Source organism: Shewanella baltica, from assembly GCF_900456975.1.
Lineage (GTDB): Bacteria > Pseudomonadota > Gammaproteobacteria > Enterobacterales > Shewanellaceae > Shewanella > Shewanella baltica.
In genome coordinates this window covers 4,313,706-4,338,290 of record NZ_UGYM01000002.1, presented here as the reverse complement: position 1 = coordinate 4,338,290, position 24,585 = coordinate 4,313,706, and the positions used below count along the sequence as shown (strand labels likewise).

Here is a 24,585-nt window from a genome sequence, read left to right as displayed (position 1 = left end):
ATGCAAAATCAGTATTCACACATAGTGTTAGGTTTAGGAGCAACGGGTTTGTCCGTCGTGCGCTATTTGTGTGGAAAGGGCATTACGCCATTGGTGATGGACAGTCGTCGGCAGCCTCCGGGCGCCGAAACATTAGCGACGTCTTTTCCTGATGTGAAGCTGATTTCTGGCGGATTCGATTGCCGTTATCTCGTGCAAGCGACGCAGATCATTATCAGTCCCGGCATTGCCACTTATACCCCAGAGGTGCGTGCCGCTGTGGATATGGGCATCGAAGTGATTGGCGATGTGGAGCTATTTGCCCGTGAGATTGCTGACCGTAAACCTTGCGTTATCGGTATTACTGGCTCTAACGGTAAATCAACTGTCACTACGCTTGTGGGCGAAATGGCAAGGGAAGCGGGTATTGCCGTTGCCGTTGGTGGCAATATCGGTGTGCCTGCGCTGGATTTACTGCATGAAAATGCCGACTTATTTGTGCTTGAGTTGTCGAGCTTTCAATTGGAAACCACCCATAGCCTTAAGTGTGTGGTGGCGACCTGTTTGAATATCAGCGAAGACCACATGGACAGATACAGCGATATCGCTGCCTACCGCGAAGCTAAATTACGTTTATACAAACAAAGCCGCGCCGTGCTGTTTAATCGCGACGATAAACTGACCGTACCGCCAGAGCCAATGAACCAAAACAGTTTTGGTTTAGCTGCGCCAGAAGCGGACGAATGGGGTATCAGCGACAGCAAGATTTATCACGGCAGCAGCGAAATCATGCCGATCACTGAAGTCTCCCTGATTGGTAGCCATAACCATGCCAACCTACTCGCAGCAATGGCGCTTGTGGATGTTGTCGGTGTTGATAAGCAGGTGATGGCAAAAGTGGCGCGTAGCTTTACCGGCTTATCCCATCGCTGTGAAGTGGTTGGGATTAAGAATGGCGTGACCTATGTCAATGACTCGAAAGCGACGAACGTCGGTGCCACAGTTGCCGCGCTCGATGGTTTGAGTGATCACTTAGGCGATATTATTTTGATTGCTGGCGGTGACGGTAAAGGTGCTGATTTTAAACCTTTAGGCGTGGCGTTAGCGAAAGTAACACATCTCATTACCTTAGGTCGTGATGGCAAAAAGATTGCCGCCTTAAAAGACGGCGCGGTCAGAGTCGAGACTATGGCGGCTGCGGTGGCTAAAGCCGCTGAATTGGCGACCTCTGGCGATATCGTTTTATTGTCGCCAGCCTGCGCCAGTTTAGATATGTACAGTAACTTTATGGCTCGAGGTGACGATTTTAGAAACCTTGTGGAGCAACTCAATGGCGAGTGATGTAAGACAACTCAGCCTATTTGGGCGTTTGCGTTCTGCAATGCCCAATTGGCAACGTGATACCGAAGTGCCGGGCGTGCAATTGTACGACCGTGCTTTGCTCGCGGCTGTGTTGTCTTTGATTGGCTTTGGCTTTGTGATGGTGATGTCGGCCTCAATGCCAGAAGCGCAAACGCTCACGGGTAACCCGTTTTATTTTATGACTCGCCATGTGGGTTATTTAGTGGGTTGCTTAGTCATTGCGGCATTTGTATTAAGAGTTGAAATGCAAACTTGGCAGCGCTGGAGCCCCATGTTGCTATTGGTTGTGGGCTTGATGTTGCTGGCGGTTTTAGTGGTCGGTACTACGGTAAACGGCGCGACGCGTTGGTTATCGATCGGCCCAATTCGCATCCAAGTGGCGGAAGTCGCTAAGTTTGCTTTTGCCATCTACATGGCGGGCTATTTAGTGCGTCGTCATCAGGAAGTGCGCGAGAACGCTAAGGGTTTCTATAAACCGATTGCGGTATTTGCCATTTACGCTGTGCTGATTTTGATGCAGCCCGACTTAGGGACGGTTGTGGTGTTGTTCGTCGGTACCGTTGGGCTGCTGTTTTTAGCGGGTGCACGTTTGCTCGACTTCTTCGCCCTGATTTTTGCCGGTGTGTTGGCGTTTGTGGCTTTGGTGTTGTTAGAACCTTACCGTATGCGACGAGTGACATCGTTTATGGATCCTTGGCAAGATCCCTTCGGTAGCGGTTACCAGTTGACGCAATCTTTGATGGCCTATGGCCGTGGCGATTGGTTCGGCCAAGGGCTGGGCAACAGTATTCAGAAATTAGAATATCTGCCCGAAGCGCACACTGACTTTATCTTCGCCGTGATCGGCGAAGAATTAGGTTTTATCGGTATTATCGCCGTGTTATCTGTGCTGCTGTTTGTGGCACTGAGATCGATTCGTTTGGGCAATTTGTGCTTAGCCATGGATAAGCCCTTCGAAGGTTATTTAGGTTACGCCATTGGTATTTGGGTATGTTTCCAGACTGTGGTTAATGTCGGCGCGAGTATCGGCATGTTACCGACCAAAGGACTGACATTGCCTTTTATCAGCTACGGCGGCAGTAGTTTATGGGTCATGACGGCGGCAGCCATGATGTTGCTACGCATTGATTACGAACGGCGCATGACATTAGTTCAGGCCGTGCAAGGGAGATTGAAGTGATGACCCCAGCAGGAAAACGTATTTTAGTCATGGCGGGTGGTACGGGAGGACATGTGTTCCCGGCGCTGGCAGTGGCTAAGTATCTAGCTCAACAGGGTTGGCAAGTGCGTTGGTTAGGCACGGCCGATCGTATGGAGGCGCGTTTAGTGCCCCAGTATGGATTTGATATTGATTTCATCGATATCAAAGGTGTGCGCGGCAATGGTTTGATACGTAAACTCGCGGCGCCCTTTAAAGTGGTGCGCTCAATATTGCAGGCTAAGGCCGTTATTGCTGAGTTTAAACCCGATGTCGTGCTTGGCATGGGCGGATTCGCCAGTGGCCCAGGTGGTGTGGCGGCAAGATTAGCCGGTATTCCATTGGTACTACATGAGCAAAATGCCATCCCAGGGATGACGAACAAGTTGTTGTCGCGGATTGCGACGCAAGTGTTATGTGCCTTTAAAAATACCTTTACCACAGTGAAGGCCAAGGTTGTTGGTAATCCGATTCGCCAAGAATTGATTGCCTTAGGCGCAGAACCAAAGCCAGAGGCTGATGAAGCCTTAAAAGTATTAGTTGTCGGTGGCAGCCTTGGCGCCAAAGTCTTTAACGATCTGATGCCTGAAGCGGTTGCGATTCTGAGTCAGCAGCAGTCCGTTACGGTATGGCATCAAGTGGGTAAAGATAATCTTGCGGGCGTGAAGGCGGCTTATCAGCAACATGGGCAAGATGGCGGCGTGAATATCGCCGAGTTTATCGACGACATGGAAGCCGCTTATCGCTGGGCTGATGTGGTATTGTGCCGCTCCGGAGCGCTGACGGTGTCTGAGTTAGCGGCGGTGGGGCTACCGAGTATTCTGGTGCCTTATCCCCATGCGGTGGATGATCACCAAACCCGTAACGGTCAAGTATTGGTTGAGGCTGGCGCAGCTTTCCTATTGCCACAGGCCATCTTGGACGTGAATAAACTGGCGGGCAAATTACAACTGCTTGCCAATGACAGAACAGAATTAGCCCGTATGGGCCAAAGAGCGAGAGACGTTGCCGTACTGGATGCGACTGAACAAGTTGCCGCAGTGTGCATCAGCCTTGCTGAGAAAGGATAAGCATGACTAAGACAGAAAGATATGCACAACTGAGAAGCATGATCCCAGAAATGCGCCGTATTAAGCGTATTCACTTCGTCGGCATTGGCGGCGCGGGCATGGGCGGGATCGCCGAAGTGTTAGTGAACGAAGGCTATCAGGTGAGTGGTTCGGATATCGCGCAAAATGCTGTGACCGACCGATTGTGTTTGCTCGGTGCCAAGATCCAAATTGGTCATGCTGCCGAAAACGTGCAGCAAGTGGATGTGGTCGTGGTCTCCACGGCGATTAATCTGGAAAACCCAGAAATCCTTGCTGCCAAAGAATTACGTATTCCTATCGTGCGTCGCGCCGAAATGCTAGCCGAGTTGATGCGCTACCGTCATGGGGTCGCGATTGCCGGCACCCATGGTAAAACGACGACAACGAGCCTTATCGCCAGCGTGTACGGTCAAGCGGGACGGGATCCTACCTTCGTGATTGGTGGCTTGCTCAATAGTGCCGGTACTAATGCCAGATTAGGCACCAGCCGTTACTTGATTGCCGAGGCCGATGAGAGCGATGCGAGCTTCCTGCATTTGCAGCCTATGGTCAGTGTGGTAACTAACATTGAAGCCGATCACATGGATACCTATGGCGGTGATTTCGAAAAATTGAAATCGACCTTCGTGGATTTCCTACATAACTTGCCGTTCTACGGTGTCGCAGTTGTGTGTATCGACGATGCTGTAGTGCGTGAAATCATGCCGCGGATTGGTCGTCAACTCGTGACCTACGGTTTTAGTGACGATGCGGACGTGCAAGCGCTGAATTTCAGTCAGCAAGGGCATCAGTGTCGTTTCACTGTAAGACGTAAAGGTAAAGCGGATCTCGATCTGGTGCTTAACTTGCCGGGTCAACATAACGTGCTTAATGCCTTGGCTGCGATTGCGGTCGCGACCGAAGATGAAATCGACGACAGCGCCATTACTCAGGCGTTAGTGGAGTTCCAAGGTATAGGTCGTCGTTTCCAGCATTTGGGCAAGTTTGCTACGCCTAAGGGCGAAGTTATGTTAGTCGATGATTATGGCCATCACCCCAGTGAAGTCGCCGCGACCATTAAAGCCGCCCGTGCAGGTTGGCCCGACAAGCGTCTGGTTATGGCGTATCAGCCACACAGATACACACGTACCCGTGATTTGTATGAAGACTTTGTTGAAGTGTTATCCCAAGTGGATTGTTTACTGTTGCTCGATGTTTATAGTGCGGGTGAAGCGCCGATCACTGGTGCCGATGGCCGAGCCTTATGTCGCTCAATTCGCCTGCGTGGCCAGTTAGATCCGATCTTTATCGCCAGTCCTGATCAGCTCGCAGAGGTATTGCCCGATGTATTGCAAGAGGGGGATTTATTACTCACCCAAGGTGCAGGTAATATTGGCGCCCTGTCGCGATTGTTAGCGACGACAGAATTGGGCTTTGCCGTTGCGGAATTACCTGCGCAAGCAAGCTGATCTTTAGCGCTTGATCTGCGAGGAAAAGGAAATTTTGACCAAAGGATTTTGGTCTATATAATGGCCGGTTTTCTGTGGTTTTTAATGAGTGTCGTTAAAGGTGGAATGAAGCGTGTCTTGGAGTGATAAGAGGCGGCACTGGCGGGCAAGAATGTCACGGGTTAATTGGTATCTGTGGAGCGGGGCTGGCTTTTTATTCTTCATCGTGGCCAGTTTTGTATTTGGTGGATACCAGTTACATAAGTTTTTAAATGATGCCAGCACCTTGCCGATAGAGGCCGTTGCCATCAAAGGTGAGCGGGCTTACACCACAGATAAAGATATACAAGTGGCACTACAGGATTTAATGCAGCGGAGTTTTTTTAGTGCTGACATCACCTTAGTGCAACAGGCGTTAGAAGACTTACCTTGGGTGTATCGCGCGTCGGTAAGACGTGAGTGGCCAGCGAAACTCAGGGTGTATTTGCAAGAGCAGCAACCGGCGGCCCATTGGAATGGCGACTCCTGGTTGAATGTGCATGGTGAAGTGTTTGAAGCGCCATCGCATCCAGAGCTGGAACATTTACCGCAGTTATCAGGGCCAGACGATATGGGCCTTGAGGTGTTGACTGTCTATGCACAGATCAACTCCCTGTTAAAGATTAATGGCTTTACCTTAGCCAGTTTGTATTTGACGCCACGACATGCGTGGCACGCGACCTTAGGAAACGGCATCGTTTTAGATTTAGGTCGAGAAGATAAAATTGCACGGATACAGCGATTTATTACTGTTTATCCGGTTTTGGCGAAACAAGAGAAATCCGTTGCCAGAGTAGATTTGCGCTACGACACAGGGTTGGCCGTAGGCTGGGGCGATGCACAAACAAGAGAGCCGATAATTAATGATCAAAAACCAAGATAGAAACCTTATCGTCGGATTGGACATAGGAACCTCTAAGGTCGCAGTGATCATAGGCGAAGTTCTGCCCGATGGCGAAATCAGCATAGTCGGCCTTGGTAACCATCCCTCAAGGGGCATGGATAAAGGTGGCGTTAACGATTTAGATTCGATCGTTCGCAGTGTACAACGTGCGCTCGATCAAGCGGAATTAATGGCCGATTGCCAAGTGTCATCGGTTTACCTGAGCATCTCTGGTAAACACATCGCCTGCCAAAACGAAAACGGCATGGTCTCGATCAACGATGAAGAAGTGACACAGGAAGACGTTGATAACGTGATCCACACGGCTCGCTCGGTGAAGATCCCGACTGAACGTCGCATCTTGCATGTGCTGCCACAGGAATATGCGATCGACGTGCAAGACGGCATTCGCAGCCCTATCGGTATGTCCGGTATGCGTATGGAAGCCAAGGTACACATAGTGACCTGCGCCAATGATATGGCGAAGAACATTACTAAGAGCGTTGAGCGTTGTGGCCTTAAGGTCGACGACTTAGTGTTCTCTGGGATTGCTTCGGCCGATGCCGTGCTGACCTTCGATGAGAAAGACTTAGGTGTGTGTATCGTCGATATTGGCGGTGGCACCACAGATATTGCGGTATATACCAACGGCGCTTTGCGTCATTGTGCGGTTGTGCCAGTCGCAGGCAACCAAGTGACTAACGACATTGCGAAGATTTTCCGCACACCGTCGTCACATGCAGAACAAATTAAGGTGCAATTTGCCTGTGCGCGCAGCTCTATGGTGAGCCGCGAAGACAGTATCGAAGTACCGTCGGTAGGTGGTCGTCCATCACGTAGCATGTCACGTCACACGCTCGCCGAAGTAGTAGAACCAAGATACCAAGAGCTGTTTGAGTTAGTACTTAAAGAGTTGAAAGATAGTGGATTAGAAGATCAAATCGCCGCAGGTATTGTGCTCACAGGTGGCACAGCGTCGATTCAAGGTGTGGTCGATATCGCGGAAGCGACGTTCGGCATGCCTGTTCGTGTAGCGTCACCGCTACCGATCAAAGGTTTATATGAATACGTGGACCAGTCTATTTACTCCACTGGAGTCGGACTGCTTCATTACGGTGCACGACGGGTGATCGAACGTCAGTTCGAACGTCCTGAGCGCCAAGGGGTAACTAGCGCTTGGAATCGGGTCCAAAGCTGGTTTAAGGGCGAATTTTAATTTTCATAACGCAGGCAACACGGAGATCAGACAATGTTTGAGATCATGGATACTCACTCAGACGACGCGGTGATTAAAGTCATCGGCGTTGGCGGCGGCGGCGGTAACGCTGTCGAACATATGGTCAAACACAACATTGAAGGTGTTGAGTTTATCGTTACCAATACAGACGCTCAGGCCCTGAGAAAATCAGGCGCAGGCTCAACGATTCAATTAGGACGCGATGTCACTAAAGGTCTCGGAGCAGGGGCAAACCCAGATGTGGGTCGTGCAGCAGCTGAAGAAGACCGCGAAAACATTCGCGCGGCGATCAAAGGCTCAGATATGATCTTTATCGCTGCCGGTATGGGCGGTGGTACAGGTACTGGTGCTGCACCTGTTGTCGCTCAAATCGCTCGCGAAGAAGGTATTCTGACCGTTGCGGTTGTGACTAAGCCTTTCCCATTCGAAGGGAAAAAGCGTATGGCTTATGCTGAGCAAGGTATTGCTGAGCTGGCTAAGCATGTGGATTCGTTAATCACGATTCCAAATGAAAAATTATTAAAAGTATTGGGCCGTGGCACTTCTTTACTCGATGCGTTCGCCGCAGCGAATAACGTGTTACTTGGCGCGGTACAAGGCATTGCCGAGCTTATCACTCGTCCAGGTCTGATTAACGTCGACTTCGCCGACGTGAAGACTGTGATGTCTGAAATGGGTAATGCCATGATGGGTACAGGCGTCGCTCGCGGTGAAGACCGTGCAGAAGAAGCGGCTGAAGCTGCTGTTGCCAGCCCATTATTAGAAGACATCGACTTAGCCGGTGCGCGTGGTGTGTTAGTTAACATCACTGCGGGTATGGACATGAGTATCGAAGAATTCGAAACCGTGGGTAATCACGTTAAGGCTTATGCCTCTGACAACGCGACTGTGGTTGTTGGTGCTGTCATCGACCCAGAAATGAGTGATGAGCTGCGTGTAACGGTTGTTGCTACGGGTATTGGTGCTGAAAAGCGTCCAGATATTCAATTGGTGTCTAAGCCTGCGCCTCGTCCAGAGCCAGTGGTTGTGGAACCAAAAGTCGAAGCCTATGTCGAAGAAGCGGTACATGTGAACTACGCTGCGCCAAAAGGCAACGTATTGCCAGCGGCACCACAGCCAGCTCCACAGCCTGCACCATCGACAAAGCATGAGTTGGATTATCTTGATATTCCAGCATTTTTGCGTAAGCAAGCCGACTAGCGATAGCGTTTGAGTCCAGCGTATATGTGAGGTGTTGTTCGTTTTGGGCAATACCACAGCATAGCTGCATTTGTGTGACATAATAAAGTTATGTTATTATGTTGAACCAGTGCGGCCAATTTGCCGACGCTGAGTGTACAAATATTAGGCTTTATAATTGGCATATAAACGGGTAACTGAATGATATTTCAAAGAACTGTTCAGAAAATGGTGAAAACTACTGGTGTCGGATTGCATTCTGGCAACAAGGTCACTTTGAGCATAATGCCCGCGCCCGTTAATTCAGGGATCGTACTCGTGCGCACTGATTTGAGTCCTGCCGTCGCCATTCCAGCGAAGGCGGAGCAAGTTCGTGAAACCACTATGTGTACGGCACTTGTCAATGACGAAGGTATTCGTATCTCGACCATTGAGCATTTATTTGCAGCACTTGCGGGTTTAGGCATAGATAACGCCGTAATCGAAGTGGACGCGCCTGAAATTCCTATTATGGATGGCAGTGCGAGCCCATTTGTCTTCTTATTGCAGTCTGCGGGTATTAAAGAGCAGGCCGCACCTAAGAAGTACTTAAAGATTAAGCGCCCTGTGCGTGTTGAAGATGGCGACAAATGGGCCGAGCTGAAACCCTTTAAAGGTTTTAGAGTCAATTTTAAAATTGACTTCGCGCACCCAGAAATCGCTCGTAGCCAACAGCATGTGGTGATGGACTTTTCAACGTCTGCTTTCGTGAAAGATATCAGCCGCGCCCGTACTTTTGGGTTTATGCGTGATATCGAATATCTGCGAGCCAACAACCTAGCGTTGGGCGGCAGCATGGAAAACGCAGTTGTACTTGATGAATATCGCGTCCTTAATCCCGACGGCCTGCGTTATGAGGACGAATTTGTTAAGCACAAAATTCTAGATGCGTTTGGTGATTTATATGTGGCAGGACACGCTATTTTAGGTGAGTTCACTGCGTATAAAACCGGTCATGCACTGAACAACCAATTGGTGCGTGCTTTACTGGCGCAACAGGATGCGTGGGAGTTGGTCAGCTTTGAAAAAGAAGCCGATGTTCCCGTTAGCTTTACCGTGCCAGGTGGCGCTGTATTTGCTTAAAAAGCGGTGAGATTATTTATTACGGCTGGCCAATGAGGCCAGCCGTTTTAGTTTTTCGCCCAGTGAACCGCCAATATTTTCCGCTAATGCCGCAATATGCTCCGCTGCCGCAGGGCTTAATTCTTTGTGTCCCTGTTTAGGCTTTGCGTCATACATTGCTAATCTCGGGTTGACTTTAACTTCGATTGCGGTAAGGATTGGGAGCGTTTCTGCTTGAAGCTGCGCTAGTAGCTTCGGCTTTTGGAAATTAATTCGTGCAGCCCAGGCCGCCGAAGTGGTTTCAACCACAAGAACACCCTGGCGGAAATTAGCGACTTTTAGCTGCTCCGCAACAGGACCTGCGATAATCTGCTTCACATGATGATTCAGATACATAAGTAGTTCCGCTTTCTCAGCAAGGTCGGGTAATTTGCCCGATTGATGCAGTAATTGGCTGAGATCTTGAGGGGGCTTTTTCATATGATAATAAGATGGCTGAATTAGGCTATGAGTGTAACAGTATTTATTCAAGGTCGGAATGGCGTCACACGCTGGCAGCCCAGTAAACGCTGGTTGCTACTTCCAATACTATTGTTGGCCACTGGGTCCGGTATTTATCAACACAACTCAGCTCGATTTCAAGATCAGCAAGCCAGTGTCGATAACGATCGTCTCGTGCGCGAACAACAAAAGAAACAAGTCTTAGAGCTAAAAAGTGCTACCGAGTCTCAACTGGCTATGCTAGTGACTCATGTTGCACGTATGCAAGCCAAGATCACCCGTCTCGAAGCCTTAGGTCAACAGGTCGCCCAGCAGAACAAATTGGATGAAGATTTTGATTTCTCATCCGAAGTTGGTGTGGGTGGTTTGAGCGAATTAGGCACTAACATCGAGCTCGGACAGCTTATCGACGATATGGATAAGTTGGCATCACGAATTGACAATAATAATGTTCAGCTTTCACTACTTGAAACAGTGTCATCTAACCACCATATAGATGATGAACGTTATATATCAGGGATCCCACTCGATAAAGGTTGGTTATCGTCGCCCTACGGATTACGTAATGACCCTTTCAACGGTCGCAGGACTGTGCATAAGGGGATTGATTTTACCGGCCGAGAAGGGGCCAAAGTTGTTGCGACTGCTGCAGGCGTAGTAACTTGGGCTGGGAACATGTTCGGTTATGGCGAGTTGGTCGAAATAGACCATGGTAACGGTTTACATACGCGTTATGGCCATAATAAAGCTTTGTCAGTGACTGTAGGTGATGTGGTCGCAAAAGGCGATGCAATCGCCAGTATGGGAAGCACTGGGCGCTCAACTGGGGCTCATGTGCATTATGAAGTGTTGCGCGGCGGACAGCAGATAGATCCACAAAAGTTTGTCTACCGCAAAGCAAGTTAATTGAAACATTGGCTTCTAGTTTCCATCATGGACTTGGCCTACAGAGAATAAGTGATTCAGATGTTTGGTAAATTACTGACAAAAGTATTTGGTAGTCGCAACGACCGCACCCTTAAAGGGCTTCAAAAGATCGTTATTAGCATTAACGCACTAGAAGCTGATTATGAAAAATTAACCGATGAAGCTTTAAAAGCGAAAACCGCTGAGTTCCGTGAGCGTTTAGCTGCCGGCGCTTCATTAGATAGCATCATGGCTGAAGCGTTTGCTACAGTACGTGAAGCGTCTAAGCGCGTATTTGACATGCGCCACTTCGACGTACAGTTACTCGGTGGTATGGTACTCGACAGTAACCGTATTGCTGAGATGCGTACGGGTGAAGGTAAAACCTTAACGGCAACCTTGCCCGCTTACTTAAACGCATTGACGGGCAAAGGCGTTCACGTGATTACAGTGAACGATTACTTAGCACGTCGTGATGCCGAGAATAACCGCCCACTGTTTGAGTTCCTCGGTTTAACCGTCGGCATCAACGTGGCAGGTCTCGGTCAGCATGAAAAGAAAGCTGCTTACAACGCCGATATCACTTACGGTACCAACAACGAGTTTGGTTTCGATTATCTGCGCGATAACATGGCGTTTTCACCGCAAGAACGAGTACAACGCCCGTTGCACTACGCCCTAATCGATGAAGTGGATTCAATCTTAATCGACGAAGCGCGTACGCCGCTGATCATCTCTGGCGCCGCTGAAGATAGCTCTGAGCTATACATCAAGATCAACACCTTGATCCCAAATCTTATCCGTCAAGATAAAGAAGATACGGAAGAGTATGTGGGTGAGGGTGACTACAGCATCGATGAAAAAGCCAAACAAGTGCATTTCACCGAGCGTGGTCAAGAAAAAGTAGAAAACCTGTTGATCGAGCGCGGCATGTTAGCCGAAGGCGACTCACTCTATTCTGCTGCAAATATTTCCCTATTACACCACGTCAACGCGGCGCTCCGTGCGCACACGCTGTTTGAGCGTGATGTGGATTACATAGTACAAGACAACGAAGTCATCATAGTCGATGAACACACAGGTCGTACTATGCCGGGTCGTCGTTGGTCAGAAGGCTTACATCAAGCTGTCGAAGCCAAAGAAGGCGTGCATATTCAAAACGAAAACCAAACATTGGCTTCAATTACCTTCCAGAACTACTTCCGTCAATATGAGAAGCTGGCAGGTATGACAGGTACAGCCGACACTGAAGCGTTCGAATTCCAACACATCTATGGATTAGACACAGTCGTTGTGCCGACTAACCGTCCAATGGTGCGTAAGGATATGGCGGATTTGGTTTACCTTACCGCCGATGAAAAATATCAAGCTATCATCAAAGACATTAAAGATTGCCGCGAACGTGGTCAGCCAGTATTGGTGGGTACAGTCTCAATCGAACAGTCTGAACTGTTAGCGCGCTTAATGGTGCAGGAAAAGATCCCGCACGAAGTCTTAAATGCTAAATTCCACGAACGAGAAGCTGAAATCGTCGCGCAAGCTGGCCGTACTGGTTCAGTGACCATTGCCACTAACATGGCAGGTCGTGGTACCGATATAGTGCTTGGCGGCAACTGGAACATGGAAATCGATGAACTCGATAATCCAACAGCTGAGCAAAAAGCTAAGATCAAAGCCGATTGGCAAATTCGTCATGATGAAGTCGTCGCCGCGGGTGGTTTGCACATCCTAGGTACCGAACGTCACGAATCACGCCGTATCGATAACCAGTTACGTGGTCGTGCGGGTCGTCAAGGTGACGCGGGTTCATCACGCTTCTACCTGTCGATGGAAGATAGCTTAATGCGTATCTTCGCCTCAGATCGTGTCTCTGGCATGATGAAAAAGCTGGGTATGGAAGAAGGCGAAGCTATCGAGCATCCATGGGTGTCTCGTGCAATCGAAAACGCTCAACGTAAAGTTGAAGCACGTAACTTCGATATCCGTAAGCAATTACTCGAATTTGATGACGTAGCTAACGATCAACGCCAAGTGGTTTACGCTCAGCGCAACGAGTTGATGGATGCGGAAAGTATTGAAGATACTATCCAAAACATTCAAGACGATGTGATTGGCGCGGTCATCGATCAGTATATTCCACCACAATCAGTAGAAGAGCTGTGGGATATCCCAGGTTTAGAGCAACGTCTACACCAAGAGTTTATGCTCAAACTACCTATCCAGGAATGGTTAGATAAAGAAGACGATCTGCATGAAGAGAGTCTGCGTGAGCGTATTATCACTGCTTGGGGCGATGCGTATAAGGCAAAAGAAGAAATGGTTGGCGCGCAAGTGCTACGCCAGTTCGAGAAAGCCGTTATGCTACAAACGCTCGATGGTCTGTGGAAAGAACACTTAGCGGCGATGGACCATCTGCGTCAAGGTATCCACTTACGTGGTTACGCACAGAAAAATCCAAAGCAAGAATATAAGCGTGAGTCGTTTGAGTTATTCCAACAACTATTGAATACCTTGAAACACGACGTCATCAGTGTGCTGTCGAAAGTACAAGTTCAAGCTCAGTCAGATGTGGAAGAAATGGAAGCGCGTCGTCGTGAAGAAGATGCCAAGATCCAGCGCGACTATCAACACGCAGCGGCAGAGTCGCTTGTTGGCGGTGGTGATGAGCATGAAGCTGTCACTGCGCAAGCACCGATGATCCGTGATGGTGAGAAAGTGGGTCGTAACGATCCTTGTCCTTGTGGCTCAGGTCGCAAGTACAAACAATGTCACGGCAAGTTAAGTTAATCTGCTGACAGATTAAGCCTACTGAATAAGTAGAATAGAACGCACACTAAAGGCAACTTATCTAAGTTGCCTTTTTATTTCTTCTTTATATAGCTAATCGTCGTTATTCCCCATTGAACATCATTTCACTCTCATCGATAGCCATTAAAGCAAAGCCATCGCTGTAGAAAATTTAACCGTTAAAACCCATTTTGTGGATAAGTCTGAGGATAAAGTGGGGGTATTATGTGACTAACTGAAAGTATTAAAAAAAGATCCATTTTTCTCAAAAAAGCCCTTGCGGACTTTCTCAATCTCCCTATAATGCGCATCCACTGACACGGCAGACAGCGTAACGCAAGTTAAGCAAAGAAAGCCAAGCAGTTCATCGGTTAGCGAGCTAAACGATGAGTGTTGAGAAAGTTGAAAAAACTACTTGACGCACTAACGGGAATGCGTAGAATACGCAGCCCTGACCCGCTGAAAACTCAGTGTGTGGTCAACGCTCTTTAACAATTTATCAAGCAAATCTGTGTGGACACTCACAGGTGTTGAGTTAATCGAAACTGCTTAACCTTCGGGTTGGCAGTCAAAAATTTAAATCAATGTAACAATGAGTGTTCATAGCAATATGTACAGTTTGTTTCTTTAGCGAGAAACAAAAAATCAGAATTCATTGAGCCGCTGAAGTCGCAAGACGGAAGCAAAAAACTTTAATTGAAGAGTTTGATCATGGCTCAGATTGAACGCTGGCGGCAGGCCTAACACATGCAAGTCGAGCGGCAGCGGGAAGATAGCTTGCTATCTTTGCCGGCGAGCGGCGGACGGGTGAGTAATGCCTAGGGATCTGCCCAGTCGAGGGGGATAACAGTTGGAAACGACTGCTAATACCGCATACGCCCTACGGGGGAAAGGAGGGGACCTTCGGGCCTTCCGCGATTGGATGAACCTAGGTGGGATTAGCTAGTTGGTGAGGTAATGGCTCACCAAGGCGACGATCCCTAGCTGTTCTGAGAGGATGATCAGCCACACTGGGACTGAGACACGGCCCAGACTCCTACGGGAGGCAGCAGTGGGGAATATTGCACAATGGGGGAAACCCTGATGCAGCCATGCCGCGTGTGTGAAGAAGGCCTTCGGGTTGTAAAGCACTTTCAGTAGGGAGGAAAGGTAATAGTTTAATACGCTATTACTGTGACGTTACCTACAGAAGAAGGACCGGCTAACTCCGTGCCAGCAGCCGCGGTAATACGGAGGGTCCGAGCGTTAATCGGAATTACTGGGCGTAAAGCGTGCGCAGGCGGTTTGTTAAGCGAGATGTGAAAGCCCCGGGCTCAACCTGGGAATTGCATTTCGAACTGGCGAACTAGAGTCTTGTAGAGGGGGGTAGAATTCCAGGTGTAGCGGTGAAATGCGTAGAGATCTGGAGGAATACCGGTGGCGAAGGCGGCCCCCTGGACAAAGACTGACGCTCAGGCACGAAAGCGTGGGGAGCAAACAGGATTAGATACCCTGGTAGTCCACGCCGTAAACGATGTCTACTCGGAGTTTGGTGTCTTGAACACTGGGCTCTCAAGCTAACGCATTAAGTAGACCGCCTGGGGAGTACGGCCGCAAGGTTAAAACTCAAATGAATTGACGGGGGCCCGCACAAGCGGTGGAGCATGTGGTTTAATTCGATGCAACGCGAAGAACCTTACCTACTCTTGACATCCACAGAAGCCAGTAGAGATACAGGTGTGCCTTCGGGAACTGTGAGACAGGTGCTGCATGGCTGTCGTCAGCTCGTGTTGTGAAATGTTGGGTTAAGTCCCGCAACGAGCGCAACCCCTATCCTTATTTGCCAGCACGTAATGGTGGGAACTCTAGGGAGACTGCCGGTGATAAACCGGAGGAAGGTGGGGACGACGTCAAGTCATCATGGCCCTTACGAGTAGGGCTACACACGTGCTACAATGGCGAGTACAGAGGGTTGCAAAGCCGCGAGGTGGAGCTAATCTCACAAAGCTCGTCGTAGTCCGGATTGGAGTCTGCAACTCGACTCCATGAAGTCGGAATCGCTAGTAATCGTGGATCAGAATGCCACGGTGAATACGTTCCCGGGCCTTGTACACACCGCCCGTCACACCATGGGAGTGGGCTGCAAAAGAAGTGGGTAGCTTAACCTTCGGGGGGGCGCTCACCACTTTGTGGTTCATGACTGGGGTGAAGTCGTAACAAGGTAGCCCTAGGGGAACCTGGGGCTGGATCACCTCCTTACCTATACGACTAACTTAATGTTTGTTGAGTGTTCACACAGATTTGCTTGATAGAAGAAAGAGTAAAAGATAAACCTAATTAAATAGGTTCATCAAAGATGGGTCTGTAGCTCAGCTGGTTAGAGCGCACCCCTGATAAGGGTGAGGTCGGTGGTTCAAGTCCACTCTGACCCACCAATCCTTCCTTCTCAGCGTTGGAAAGTGACTCGTTTAGTAAACTAAACGTCGCCACTGTCCGCCTTGATAAGAAATGATTGGCAAACCAATCCTTTTAGAGGTTTGGAACATCTTACTTACTCGCACTGCATGTAAATGGGGCTATAGCTCAGCTGGGAGAGCGCCTGCCTTGCACGCAGGAGGTCTGCGGTTCGATCCCGCATAGCTCCACCATTTACACCTTATTCTGACTTTATTGCAAAGTAATAAGGCATATGCACTATGGATAGAGATGCCAAAGATAAACTTAAAAATTATCTTTGGCTTTTTTAAGCCCGCTCTTTAACAATTTGGAAAGCTGATAGTATTTAATTGCATGAGTCTGTCATGTAATTAATTACAAAACGTTCAATGCGAAAGCATTGAACATGAGTTCTCAAACACTTTATTAAGTGTCTTGAATATTCAAAAGTAAATTATTCTTTGCTGAATAGTTTACGTCTAAGGCGCGTCCACTTCTTTGGTCAGAAGTGAGACAAGTAAAACCAAGCTGGTCGCAATGCGACCCAGGTGAGTGAAACTCATTTGGGTTGTATGGTTAAGCGACTAAGCGTATACGGTGGATGCCTTGGCAGTCAGAGGCGATGAAGGACGTAGTAACTTGCGAAAAGCGTTGGCGAGCTAGTAACAAGCATTTGAGCTAACGATGTCCGAATGGGGGAACCCAGCAGCATAAGCTGTTATCGCAACATGAATACATAGTGTTGCGAGGCGAACCCGGGGAACTGAAACATCTAAGTACCCGGAGGAAAAGAAATCAACCGAGATTCCCCTAGTAGCGGCGAGCGAACGGGGATTAGCCCTTAAGTCAGTGGGGTGTTAGTGGAATGTGTTGGAAAGCACAGCGGCACAGGGTGATAGCCCCGTACATGAAAACTAACCATTGATGAAAACGAGTAAGGCGGGACACGTGACATCCTGTTTGAATATGGGGGGACCATCCTCCAAGGCTAAATACTCCTGACTGACCGATAGTGAACCAGTACCGTGAGGGAAAGGCGAAAAGAACCCCTGTGAGGGGAGTGAAATAGAACCTGAAACCGTATACGTACAAGCAGTGGGAGCGGTTCTTGAGACCGTGACTGCGTACCTTTTGTATAATGGGTCAGCGACTTACATTTTGTAGCGAGGTTAAGCGAATAGCGGAGCCGTAGGGAAACCGAGTGTTAACTGCGCGTTTAGTTGCAAGGTGTAGACCCGAAACCCGGTGATCTAGCCATGGGCAGGTTGAAGGTTGAGTAACATCAACTGGAGGACCGAACCGACTAATGTTGAAAAATTAGCGGATGACTTGTGGCTGGGGGTGAAAGGCCAATCAAACCGGGAGATATCTGGTTCTCCTCGAAAGCTATTTAGGTAGCGCCTCGAGCGAATACCATTGGGGGTAGAGCACTGTTAAGGCTAGGGGGTCATCCCGACTTACCAACCCTTTGCAAACTCCGAATACCAATGAGTACTACTCGGGAGACAGACGGCGGGTGCTAACGTCCGTCGTCAAAAGGGAAACAACCCAGACCGTCAGCTAAGGTCCCAAAGTACTAGCTAAGTGGGAAACGATGTGGGAAGGCTTAGACAGCTAGGATGTTGGCTTAGAAGCAGCCATCATTTAAAGAAAGCGTAATAGCTCACTAGTCGAGTCGGCCTGCGCGGAAGATGTAACGGGGCTAAGCTAGTCACCGAAGCTACGGGTGCATTTCATTAGAGATGCGCGGTAGAGGAGCGTTCTGTAAGCCGTTGAAGGTGAAGGGGTAACCCACGCTGGAGGTATCAGAAGTGCGAATGCTGACATGAGTAACGATAAAGGGGGTGAAAAACCCCCTCGCCGAAAGACCAAGGGTTCCTGTCCAACGTTAATCGGGGCAGGGTGAGTCGACCCCTAAGGTGAGGCCGAAAGGCGTAATCGATGGGAAACAGATTAATATTTCTGTACTTCCGCTAACTGCGATGGAGAGACGGAGAAGGCTAGGCTAGCGCGGCGTTGGTAGTCCGCGTTTAAGGTGGTAGGTTGATTTCTTAGGCAAATCCGGGGAATCGCACTTTAGTGTGCAGACTGAGAGCTGATGACGAGGTCCTAAGGGACTGAAGTAGTTGATGCCATGCTTCCAGGAAAATCTTCTAAGCTTCAGGTTAGTGGGAATCGTACCCCAAACCGACACAGGTGGTCGGGTAGAGAATACCAAGGCGCTTGAGAGAACTCGGCTGAAGGAACTAGGCAAAATGGTACCGTAACTTCGGGAGAAGGTACGCTCCTGTTGGTGATGAGACTTGCTCTCTAAGCTGACGGGAGTCGCAGATACCAGGTGGCTGCAACTGTTTATCAAAAACACAGCACTGTGCAAACTCGCAAGAGGAAGTATACGGTGTGACGCCTGCCCGGTGCCGGAAGGTTAATTGATTGGGTTATCGCAAGAGAAGCTCATGATCGAAGCCCCGGTAAACGGCGGCCGTAACTATAACGGTCCTAAGGTAGCGAAATTCCTTGTCGGGTAAGTTCCGACCTGCACGAATGGCGTAATGATGGCCACGCTGTCTCCAGCCGAGACTCAGTGAAGTTGAAATTGCGGTGAAGATGCCGTATACCCGCGGCTAGACGGAAAGACCCCGTGAACCTTTACTATAGCTTGGCACTGAACATTGAACCTACATGTGTAGGATAGGTGGGAGACTTTGAAGTTGTGACGCTAGTCATGATGGAGTCGTCCTTGAAATACCACCCTTGTAGTTTTGATGTTCTAACCTAGGTCCCTTATCGGGATTAGGGACAGTGCCTGGTGGGTAGTTTGACTGGGGCGGTCTCCTCCCAAAGAGTAACGGAGGAGCACGAAGGTTGGCTAAGTACGGTCGGACATCGTACGGTTAGTGCAATGGCATAAGCCAGCTTAACTGCGAGACATACACGTCGAGCAGGTACGAAAGTAGGTCATAGTGATCCGGTGGTTCTGAATGGAAGGGCCATCGCTCAACGGATAAAAGGTACTCCGGGGATAACAGGCTGATACCGCCCAAGAGTTCATATCGACGGCGGTGTTTGGCACCTCGATGTCGGCTCATCACATCCTGGGGCTGAAGTCGGTCCCAAGGGTATGGCTGTTCGCCATTTAAAGTGGTACGCGAGCTGGGTTCAGAACGTCGTGAGACAGTTCGGTCCCTATCTGCCGTGGGCGTTGGATGATTGAAGGGAGCTGCTCCTAGTACGAGAGGACCGGAGTGGACGAACCGCTGGTGTTCGGGTTGTCATGCCAATGGCATTGCCCGGTAGCTACGTTCGGAATCGATAACCGCTGAAAGCATCTAAGCGGGAAGCGAGCCCTAAGATGAGTCATCCCTAGGAATTTAATTCCTCTAAAGAGCCGTTCGAGACTAGGACGTTGATAGGCATGGTGTGTAAGCGTTGTGAGGCGTTGAGCTAACATGTACTAATGACTCGAGAGGCTTAACCATACAACCCAGATGGGTTTTACTGAAAGCCTTAGACAGAATATCGACACTTGATGAAGTGCGAACTCAAACAAAGCAAATCAGCTTTCCGAATTATTATTAACGTGGTCCAGAGATGGACACGGTAATAAACAGAATTTGCTTGGTGACAATAGCCTTGTGGAACCACCTGATCCCATCCCGAACTCAGAAGTGAAACGCAAACGCGCCGATGGTAGTGTGGGGTCTCCCCATGTGAGAGTAGGTCATCGCCAAGCGCCTAATTTAAATAATCTTAATTGATTAGTATAGAATTGCTGATATGGCTCAGTCGGTAGAGCGCATCCTTGGTAAGGATGAGGTCCCCAGTTCGATTCTGGGTATCAGCACCATTACAATCTAGTGTCATTTCCTAGAATAAAAAATTTGCTTGGTGACAATAGCCTTGTGGAACCACCTGATCCCATCCCGAACTCAGAAGTGAAACGCAAACGCGCCGATGGTAGTGTGGGGTCTCCCCATGTGAGAGTAGGTCATCGCCAAGCGCCTAATTATCTCATTGAGATGTAACGAAGCCAGCTGAATAAGCTGGCTTTTTTGCGTCTGCAATTTGTAAAATTCAGCCTGTTCTTCAATTCATTAGTAAGTCTTTCTCCCGTTATTCTCTCCATAACACCAAATGTGCTGATTTAGTCCCCATAGCTATCAATGACCAGATACAAAAAAGCAGCCATAAGGCTGCTTTCTTCAATTGATACACAGCTATCGCGAGGTCTAAGCTTCTTTAAGCCACTGTGCGGCACGTTTAGCGAAGTAAGTTAAAATACCGTCTGCGCCTGCGCGCTTAAAGCAAAGTAGAGATTCCATGACGATGGCTTTTTCGGCTAACCAACCATTTTGGATGGCGGCCATGTGCATGGCGTATTCACCACTGACTTGATAGGCGAATGTTGGCACGGCAAGTTCAGTTTTAACGCGGTGCACTATATCTAAATACGGCATGCCTGGCTTAACCATAACCATGTCGGCACCTTCTTGAATATCGAGTGCGACTTCATGCAGAGCTTCGTCACTGTTTGCAGGATCCATCTGGTAGCTGTGTTTATTGCCGCCTTTGAGATTGCCTGCTGAGCCTACTGCGTCACGAAACGGGCCGTAGTAGCTTGAAGAGTATTTTGCTGAGTAAGCCATGATTTGGGTGTTTACGTGGCCTGCTGCTTCTAAGGCTTGGCGAATAGCGCCTATGCGGCCATCCATCATGTCCGACGGTGCAACTATGTCTGCACCGGCTTCGGCGTGTGACAATGCTTGCTTCACTAAGATCTCGGTGGTGATGTCATTTAGGATGTAGCCAGTCTCATCTATGATGCCGTCTTGACCATGAGTGGTGAAGGGGTCCAATGCTACGTCTGTCATGATGCCAAGCTGTGGAAAGGCTTTTTTAAGCTCACGTACAGCACGCTGCACTAAGGCATCGGCATTATAAGCTTCTTCTGCCATTAAGGTCTTTTTCTCTGCAGGCGTCACAGGGAAGAGCGCAATTAATGGGATGCCTAACTCAACCAGTTCTTCGGCTTCTTTTAGTAGTAAATCGATTGAGTAACGTTCAATACCTGGCATAGAGGCTATCTTTTCACTGCGATTGGTGCCCTCTAGAACAAACATGGGATAAATCAAGTCATTGACCGTTAGTTGATTTTCGGCCATGAGACGACGGCTAAAATCATGTTTACGCATGCGGCGCATTCTACGCTGAGGGAAGGCACTGGTAATGATATTCACATTTGACTCCTAATTAGGTACTGGTCCTGCTTAAACTGATGAAAATAAGCTGACTTGATTACGTCCACCATTTTTCGCTTGGTAGAGGGCTTTATCCGCTTGTTCTAATAATTTGGTGCTGTGCTGATCGTTAGTGACGATATCGGCACTGACTCCGATACTGATAGTCAAAGGTATCGCTACACCTTCCCATTCGAAATGGAGAGAGGCAACTGCGTCTCTTATCGTTTCAGCGACTTGGAGTGCACCATCTTCTGCTGTATTAGGCAGGATGATAGCAAACTCCTCGCCTCCATAACGTGATACGAGATCCGTTGGCCGCTTTAAATGTTGCTGTAATGTTTGGGCTATGGTTCGTAAGGCTTCATCGCCTGCAAGATGGCCAAATCTATCGTTGATCAGCTTGAAGCGATCGATATCGAGCATCAACAGGGCTATGGGTGTTTCTTGCCTGCGGCTGATCCGGCTTTCAGCGATCAAACGTTTATCGAAAGCACTGCGGTTTTTAACCCCAGTTAAACTGTCGATAGTGCTTTGTTCGGTTAGCTTTTGGTTTACCTCATGTAATTCTCTGAGGGTGATTTCAAGTTCTAAGGTGCGCTCTTGCACCATTTGCTCGAGTTTCTCATTGCTCTCGGCTTCCGCTTTTAGGGCTTCTTCCCGCGCGCTGCGAATTTTCTGTGCTTGCTTCAAGGCCTCTTGCTGAATACGTAGCTTAGCTTTGCGTTCATCGTTATAGCGGATGGCTAGCACCAAAGACATAAAGATGATTTCAAATGTCAGGCCGAGCATGACAGGCGTTTGCGGTTTTAAATTGAGGTCAATCACGCTGAGATACAACAAGCTACTGATGCAAGCTCCTGTCAGCATACTCACCCAGCCAATAGTGTACATACGTGCCAGTTTATGGCCATTGATGGCCTGAGTAATAGCAAAGACCATCAGTACCAGGCTGAGCACTGCAACGGAAATGATCTCGATATAGAGCGCAGTTCCATATTGGATAAAAGGCGTGGCGAGTCCAATACATAGGATATACACAGCGCTATAGCGACAAGTCAGCAGCATGCGGCGGTTTAAATATTTGAGCTGTAATATTTTTTCGGTAAACATCAGCGCAAATGCCATAACGATTGGTAGTAAAAACGGCACCATAACTTGCTGTAATATTGGCCAATTTGGCCAGAGGAATCGAAAGGCAAAACCGTTGATGGTAGCGACGAGCAAGGTCATGCTCAGGACGTAGCCGGAATAATAGCTGTAACTGAATGAGCCCGATGCAATCGCAATAAAGAGGCTAAAGATACCAATCGCGGCCAGTACGCCGAGTTGGAAACCATGTTCGACGGCGGTTGATTCAGCAATCTTGGCTAAGTCGTTAGATGACCAGAGATTCAACGATACCGCAGCGCTGCCTTCGGTCTGAATATGCAAATAAAAAGTATGGGTATCATCCATGTTGAGTTTAAAAGGATACAGGAAGATATTGCTCAAAAATGGCCGTTCGTTATAGGGAAAGGTGTCGCCCATAAGCACAGTTTTAGCGAGCTTATTATTGACTAAATGATAGATAGTCACCTTGTCTAACAAGGGGTTATCTAACGCTAAAATACGTGAAAGTGCATCGTCTGGGCTGGTTAAGCTGAAACTCAGCCAAAAATCATGGCCGCTGAGTTTTTGAATGTCTTTATTGGTGAAGTTATGCCAATCCGTTTTTGGCAAGGCTTGGATCTCGGTAAATTCCTTCGCCGAAGTGGGGTGGCTCACCATCAACCAAGGCGTAAGGTTTAACGGGGTCGCCGTTGATTCATCAATGCTTAATAGGGTTGCGAATGAAGGTGTTGAACACATCCATAGCCACAGCAAGAGTATGAGTGACGAGTTTCGTTTAAGCATGGACTCGGTCCAAATTAAAAAAAGCTACGCTATTCTGGTAGCAACGCGCTGCAAACTCATCAGCATTTTCACCGCGCAAGTTTGCAATATAACTCGCGATGTAGGGGAGATATTCGGGCTTGTTCTTACTCGATTTAGGCTTAGGCCTCATGCTGCGAGGCAATAAGTACGGGCTATCGGTTTCGATTAAAATGCGGTTCTGCGGAATAAATGGCACGAGTTGCGCTAACTCTTGGCCACGTCTTTCATCGCAAACCCAGCCTGTAATGCCTAAATGCAAATCGAGGTCGATATAGGCTTCCATTTGGGCGTGAGTGCCAGTGAAACAATGTAAAAGCGCGCCACTAAGCTGTGGGCGATATTCCCGCAGGATAGCAATAAAGTCTTCGTGAGCTTCGCGCTCGTGCATCAGTACGGGCATTTGCAGTTCAACGGCTAAGGCGAGTTGGGCAATAAATGCTTGGCGCTGGATGGGGCGAGGAGATAAATCACGATTGTAGTCTAAGCCACATTCGCCAACGGCAACCACTTGCGGTGCTTGGCAGAGTTCGGCTTGTTGCTTGCTTGAGTCAGCTTGCCAGCCACTGGCATGGTGAGGGTGTACGCCAGCAGTGCAATAAAGTTGATTGGGATATTGTTGGCAAATCGCGATGGCAGCTGCACTTTCAGTTAAATCGCTGCCAATAACAATTAACGGCGAAACCCCTTGGTCCGCCGCCGCTTGTATTATCGATGCTGTGTCTGGCTCGAGTGCGCTGCCAAGTAAATTGACAGCGATATCTATGTATGAGGGCATTAGTTTAGGCGTTTTACCCGTGCCTTGGCATTGCGCTCATCAGTGCCCATTAAGAAAGAGCCTAGGGCTGCTTTTTCAATGTAGACTTTTTCGCCTTGCTTTAAGTTGAACTTACGGCCGTCGGTTTGTTTCCATACCTGACCATTAGTGAATGTTACTTTGATAGCACCGTAGGGATCTTCAGTCATAGACTGTACTTCAAGATAAATCTTATCGACCGTATTTTCTTGAACGCGCTTAGCTTCCATCCCAAAGTCATCGACAATATTAGCGGCTGGTGCTTGGGGCGCGGTGGCCGCTACTGCTACAGCAGTCGGGGCTGCAACGGTTGCTACAGTCGCAGGCGCAACTTGAGTGCTCGCCAAAGCTGGTGTTACGCTTTTGACGTTTTCTGCTAGCTTGTCATAGCAAATCAAGCGGTCGAGTTTATCGGCTGTTGCTGCACATTGGGTTAACTGTTGTTCAATGCTGGCATTTGCTTGGACTGATACCAGCATAATTGCTGCTGCCATAAGAGTTAAGCGCATGAGAATGTTCCTTATTATATTATT

15 protein-coding genes, 3 tRNA genes and 4 rRNA genes are annotated in these 24,585 nt (G+C 48.7%); 17 read left to right on the top strand and 5 right to left on the bottom strand.

The annotated features are described in order from the left end of the window. From murD to lpxC, 8 genes are all read left to right on the top strand, one after another. On the top strand, window positions 1-1,320 hold the full coding sequence (gene murD, locus DYH48_RS19370; RefSeq protein WP_006086698.1) for a UDP-N-acetylmuramoyl-L-alanine--D-glutamate ligase: 1,320 nt from the start codon (window positions 1-3) through the stop codon (window positions 1,318-1,320). Beyond that, window positions 1,310-2,521 (top strand): cell division protein FtsW, encoded by a 1,212-nt coding sequence (gene ftsW, locus DYH48_RS19365; RefSeq protein ID WP_012586607.1) that lies wholly within the window; start codon window positions 1,310-1,312, stop codon window positions 2,519-2,521. Before murD ends, ftsW begins: the two co-directional genes overlap by 11 nt. Next, entirely contained in the window at window positions 2,521-3,609 is a 1,089-nt protein-coding gene (gene murG, locus DYH48_RS19360) for an undecaprenyldiphospho-muramoylpentapeptide beta-N-acetylglucosaminyltransferase (RefSeq protein ID WP_115335672.1), read from the top strand. The genes ftsW and murG overlap by 1 nt, the downstream gene beginning before the upstream one ends. A 2-nt stretch (window positions 3,610-3,611) precedes the next feature. Continuing rightward, on the top strand, window positions 3,612-5,078 hold the full coding sequence (gene murC / locus DYH48_RS19355) for a UDP-N-acetylmuramate--L-alanine ligase (RefSeq protein WP_006079895.1): 1,467 nt from the start codon (window positions 3,612-3,614) through the stop codon (window positions 5,076-5,078). Window positions 5,079-5,229: 151 nt separating this feature from the next. Further along, window positions 5,230-5,979 (top strand): cell division protein FtsQ/DivIB, encoded by a 750-nt coding sequence (locus tag DYH48_RS19350; protein WP_012586608.1) that lies wholly within the window; start codon window positions 5,230-5,232, stop codon window positions 5,977-5,979. Beyond that, window positions 5,960-7,195 (top strand): cell division protein FtsA, encoded by a 1,236-nt coding sequence (gene ftsA / locus DYH48_RS19345; RefSeq protein ID WP_006079897.1) that lies wholly within the window; start codon window positions 5,960-5,962, stop codon window positions 7,193-7,195. The genes DYH48_RS19350 and ftsA overlap by 20 nt, the downstream gene beginning before the upstream one ends. A gap of 33 nt (window positions 7,196-7,228) precedes the next feature. Next, window positions 7,229-8,416, top strand: coding sequence for a cell division protein FtsZ (ftsZ, locus tag DYH48_RS19340; protein ID WP_006079898.1), 1,188 nt, complete (start codon window positions 7,229-7,231; stop codon window positions 8,414-8,416). Window positions 8,417-8,596: 180 nt separating this feature from the next. Next, the gene (lpxC, locus tag DYH48_RS19335; protein WP_011845621.1) at window positions 8,597-9,517 is read left to right on the top strand and encodes a UDP-3-O-acyl-N-acetylglucosamine deacetylase; all 921 of its coding nucleotides are present in this window, start codon (window positions 8,597-8,599) and stop codon (window positions 9,515-9,517) included. A 12-nt stretch (window positions 9,518-9,529) separates the two neighbouring features. Here lpxC and DYH48_RS19330 read toward each other — a convergent pair whose 3' ends face one another. Further along, window positions 9,530-9,976 carry a DUF721 domain-containing protein gene (locus DYH48_RS19330; RefSeq protein WP_006086703.1) on the bottom strand — a complete coding sequence of 149 codons (447 nt, stop codon included), beginning with the start codon at window positions 9,974-9,976 and terminating at the stop codon, window positions 9,530-9,532. Window positions 9,977-10,003: 27 nt separating this feature from the next. Here DYH48_RS19330 and DYH48_RS19325 point away from each other — a divergent pair, with 27 nt between their 5' ends. The 9 genes from DYH48_RS19325 to rrf (DYH48_RS19285) all read left to right on the top strand — a co-directional run bounded on the left by DYH48_RS19325 (window position 10,004) and on the right by rrf (DYH48_RS19285) (window position 20,105). Next, window positions 10,004-10,903: a M23 family metallopeptidase gene (locus DYH48_RS19325; RefSeq protein WP_006079901.1), complete on the top strand. Its 900-nt coding sequence runs from the start codon at window positions 10,004-10,006 to the stop codon at window positions 10,901-10,903. 60 nt (window positions 10,904-10,963) lie between these two features. Then, a complete protein-coding gene (secA, locus tag DYH48_RS19320) occupies window positions 10,964-13,690 on the top strand; it encodes a preprotein translocase subunit SecA (protein WP_011982229.1) in 2,727 nt (908 codons plus the stop codon). A 693-nt stretch (window positions 13,691-14,383) separates the two neighbouring features. Next, window positions 14,384-15,928: ribosomal RNA gene (locus tag DYH48_RS19315) — 16S ribosomal RNA — on the top strand. 99 nt (window positions 15,929-16,027) lie between these two features. Next, window positions 16,028-16,104 (top strand) — tRNA-Ile (locus DYH48_RS19310). 137 nt (window positions 16,105-16,241) lie between these two features. Further along, a tRNA-Ala gene (locus tag DYH48_RS19305) sits at window positions 16,242-16,317 on the top strand. A 362-nt stretch (window positions 16,318-16,679) separates the two neighbouring features. Continuing rightward, window positions 16,680-19,584: ribosomal RNA gene (locus DYH48_RS19300) — 23S ribosomal RNA — on the top strand. Window positions 19,585-19,722: 138 nt separating this feature from the next. Beyond that, window positions 19,723-19,838 (top strand): 5S ribosomal RNA (rrf, locus tag DYH48_RS19295). Window positions 19,839-19,876: 38 nt separating this feature from the next. Next, a tRNA-Thr gene (locus DYH48_RS19290) sits at window positions 19,877-19,952 on the top strand. Window positions 19,953-19,989: 37 nt separating this feature from the next. Beyond that, window positions 19,990-20,105: ribosomal RNA gene (gene rrf, locus DYH48_RS19285) — 5S ribosomal RNA — on the top strand. The 16S, 23S and 5S rRNA genes sit together here with 3 tRNA genes alongside, the layout of an rRNA operon. A 229-nt stretch (window positions 20,106-20,334) precedes the next feature. Here rrf (DYH48_RS19285) and hemB read toward each other — a convergent pair. The 4 genes from hemB to DYH48_RS19265 are packed head-to-tail and all read right to left on the bottom strand — an operon-like array spanning window position 20,335 to window position 24,561. Then, the gene (gene hemB / locus DYH48_RS19280) at window positions 20,335-21,342 is read right to left on the bottom strand and encodes a porphobilinogen synthase (protein WP_006087116.1); all 1,008 of its coding nucleotides are present in this window, start codon (window positions 21,340-21,342) and stop codon (window positions 20,335-20,337) included. Window positions 21,343-21,372: 30 nt separating this feature from the next. Next, window positions 21,373-23,238, bottom strand: a complete 1,866-nt coding sequence (locus DYH48_RS19275; RefSeq protein WP_115335671.1) for a sensor domain-containing diguanylate cyclase — start codon at window positions 23,236-23,238, stop codon at window positions 21,373-21,375. Then, window positions 23,231-24,034: a TatD family hydrolase gene (locus tag DYH48_RS19270; protein ID WP_115335670.1), complete on the bottom strand. Its 804-nt coding sequence runs from the start codon at window positions 24,032-24,034 to the stop codon at window positions 23,231-23,233. The genes DYH48_RS19275 and DYH48_RS19270 overlap by 8 nt, the downstream gene beginning before the upstream one ends. Beyond that, window positions 24,034-24,561, bottom strand: a complete 528-nt coding sequence (locus tag DYH48_RS19265; protein WP_006087113.1) for a hypothetical protein — start codon at window positions 24,559-24,561, stop codon at window positions 24,034-24,036. Before DYH48_RS19265 ends, DYH48_RS19270 begins: the two co-directional genes overlap by 1 nt. Between the last annotated feature and the right edge of the window lie 24 nt (window positions 24,562-24,585).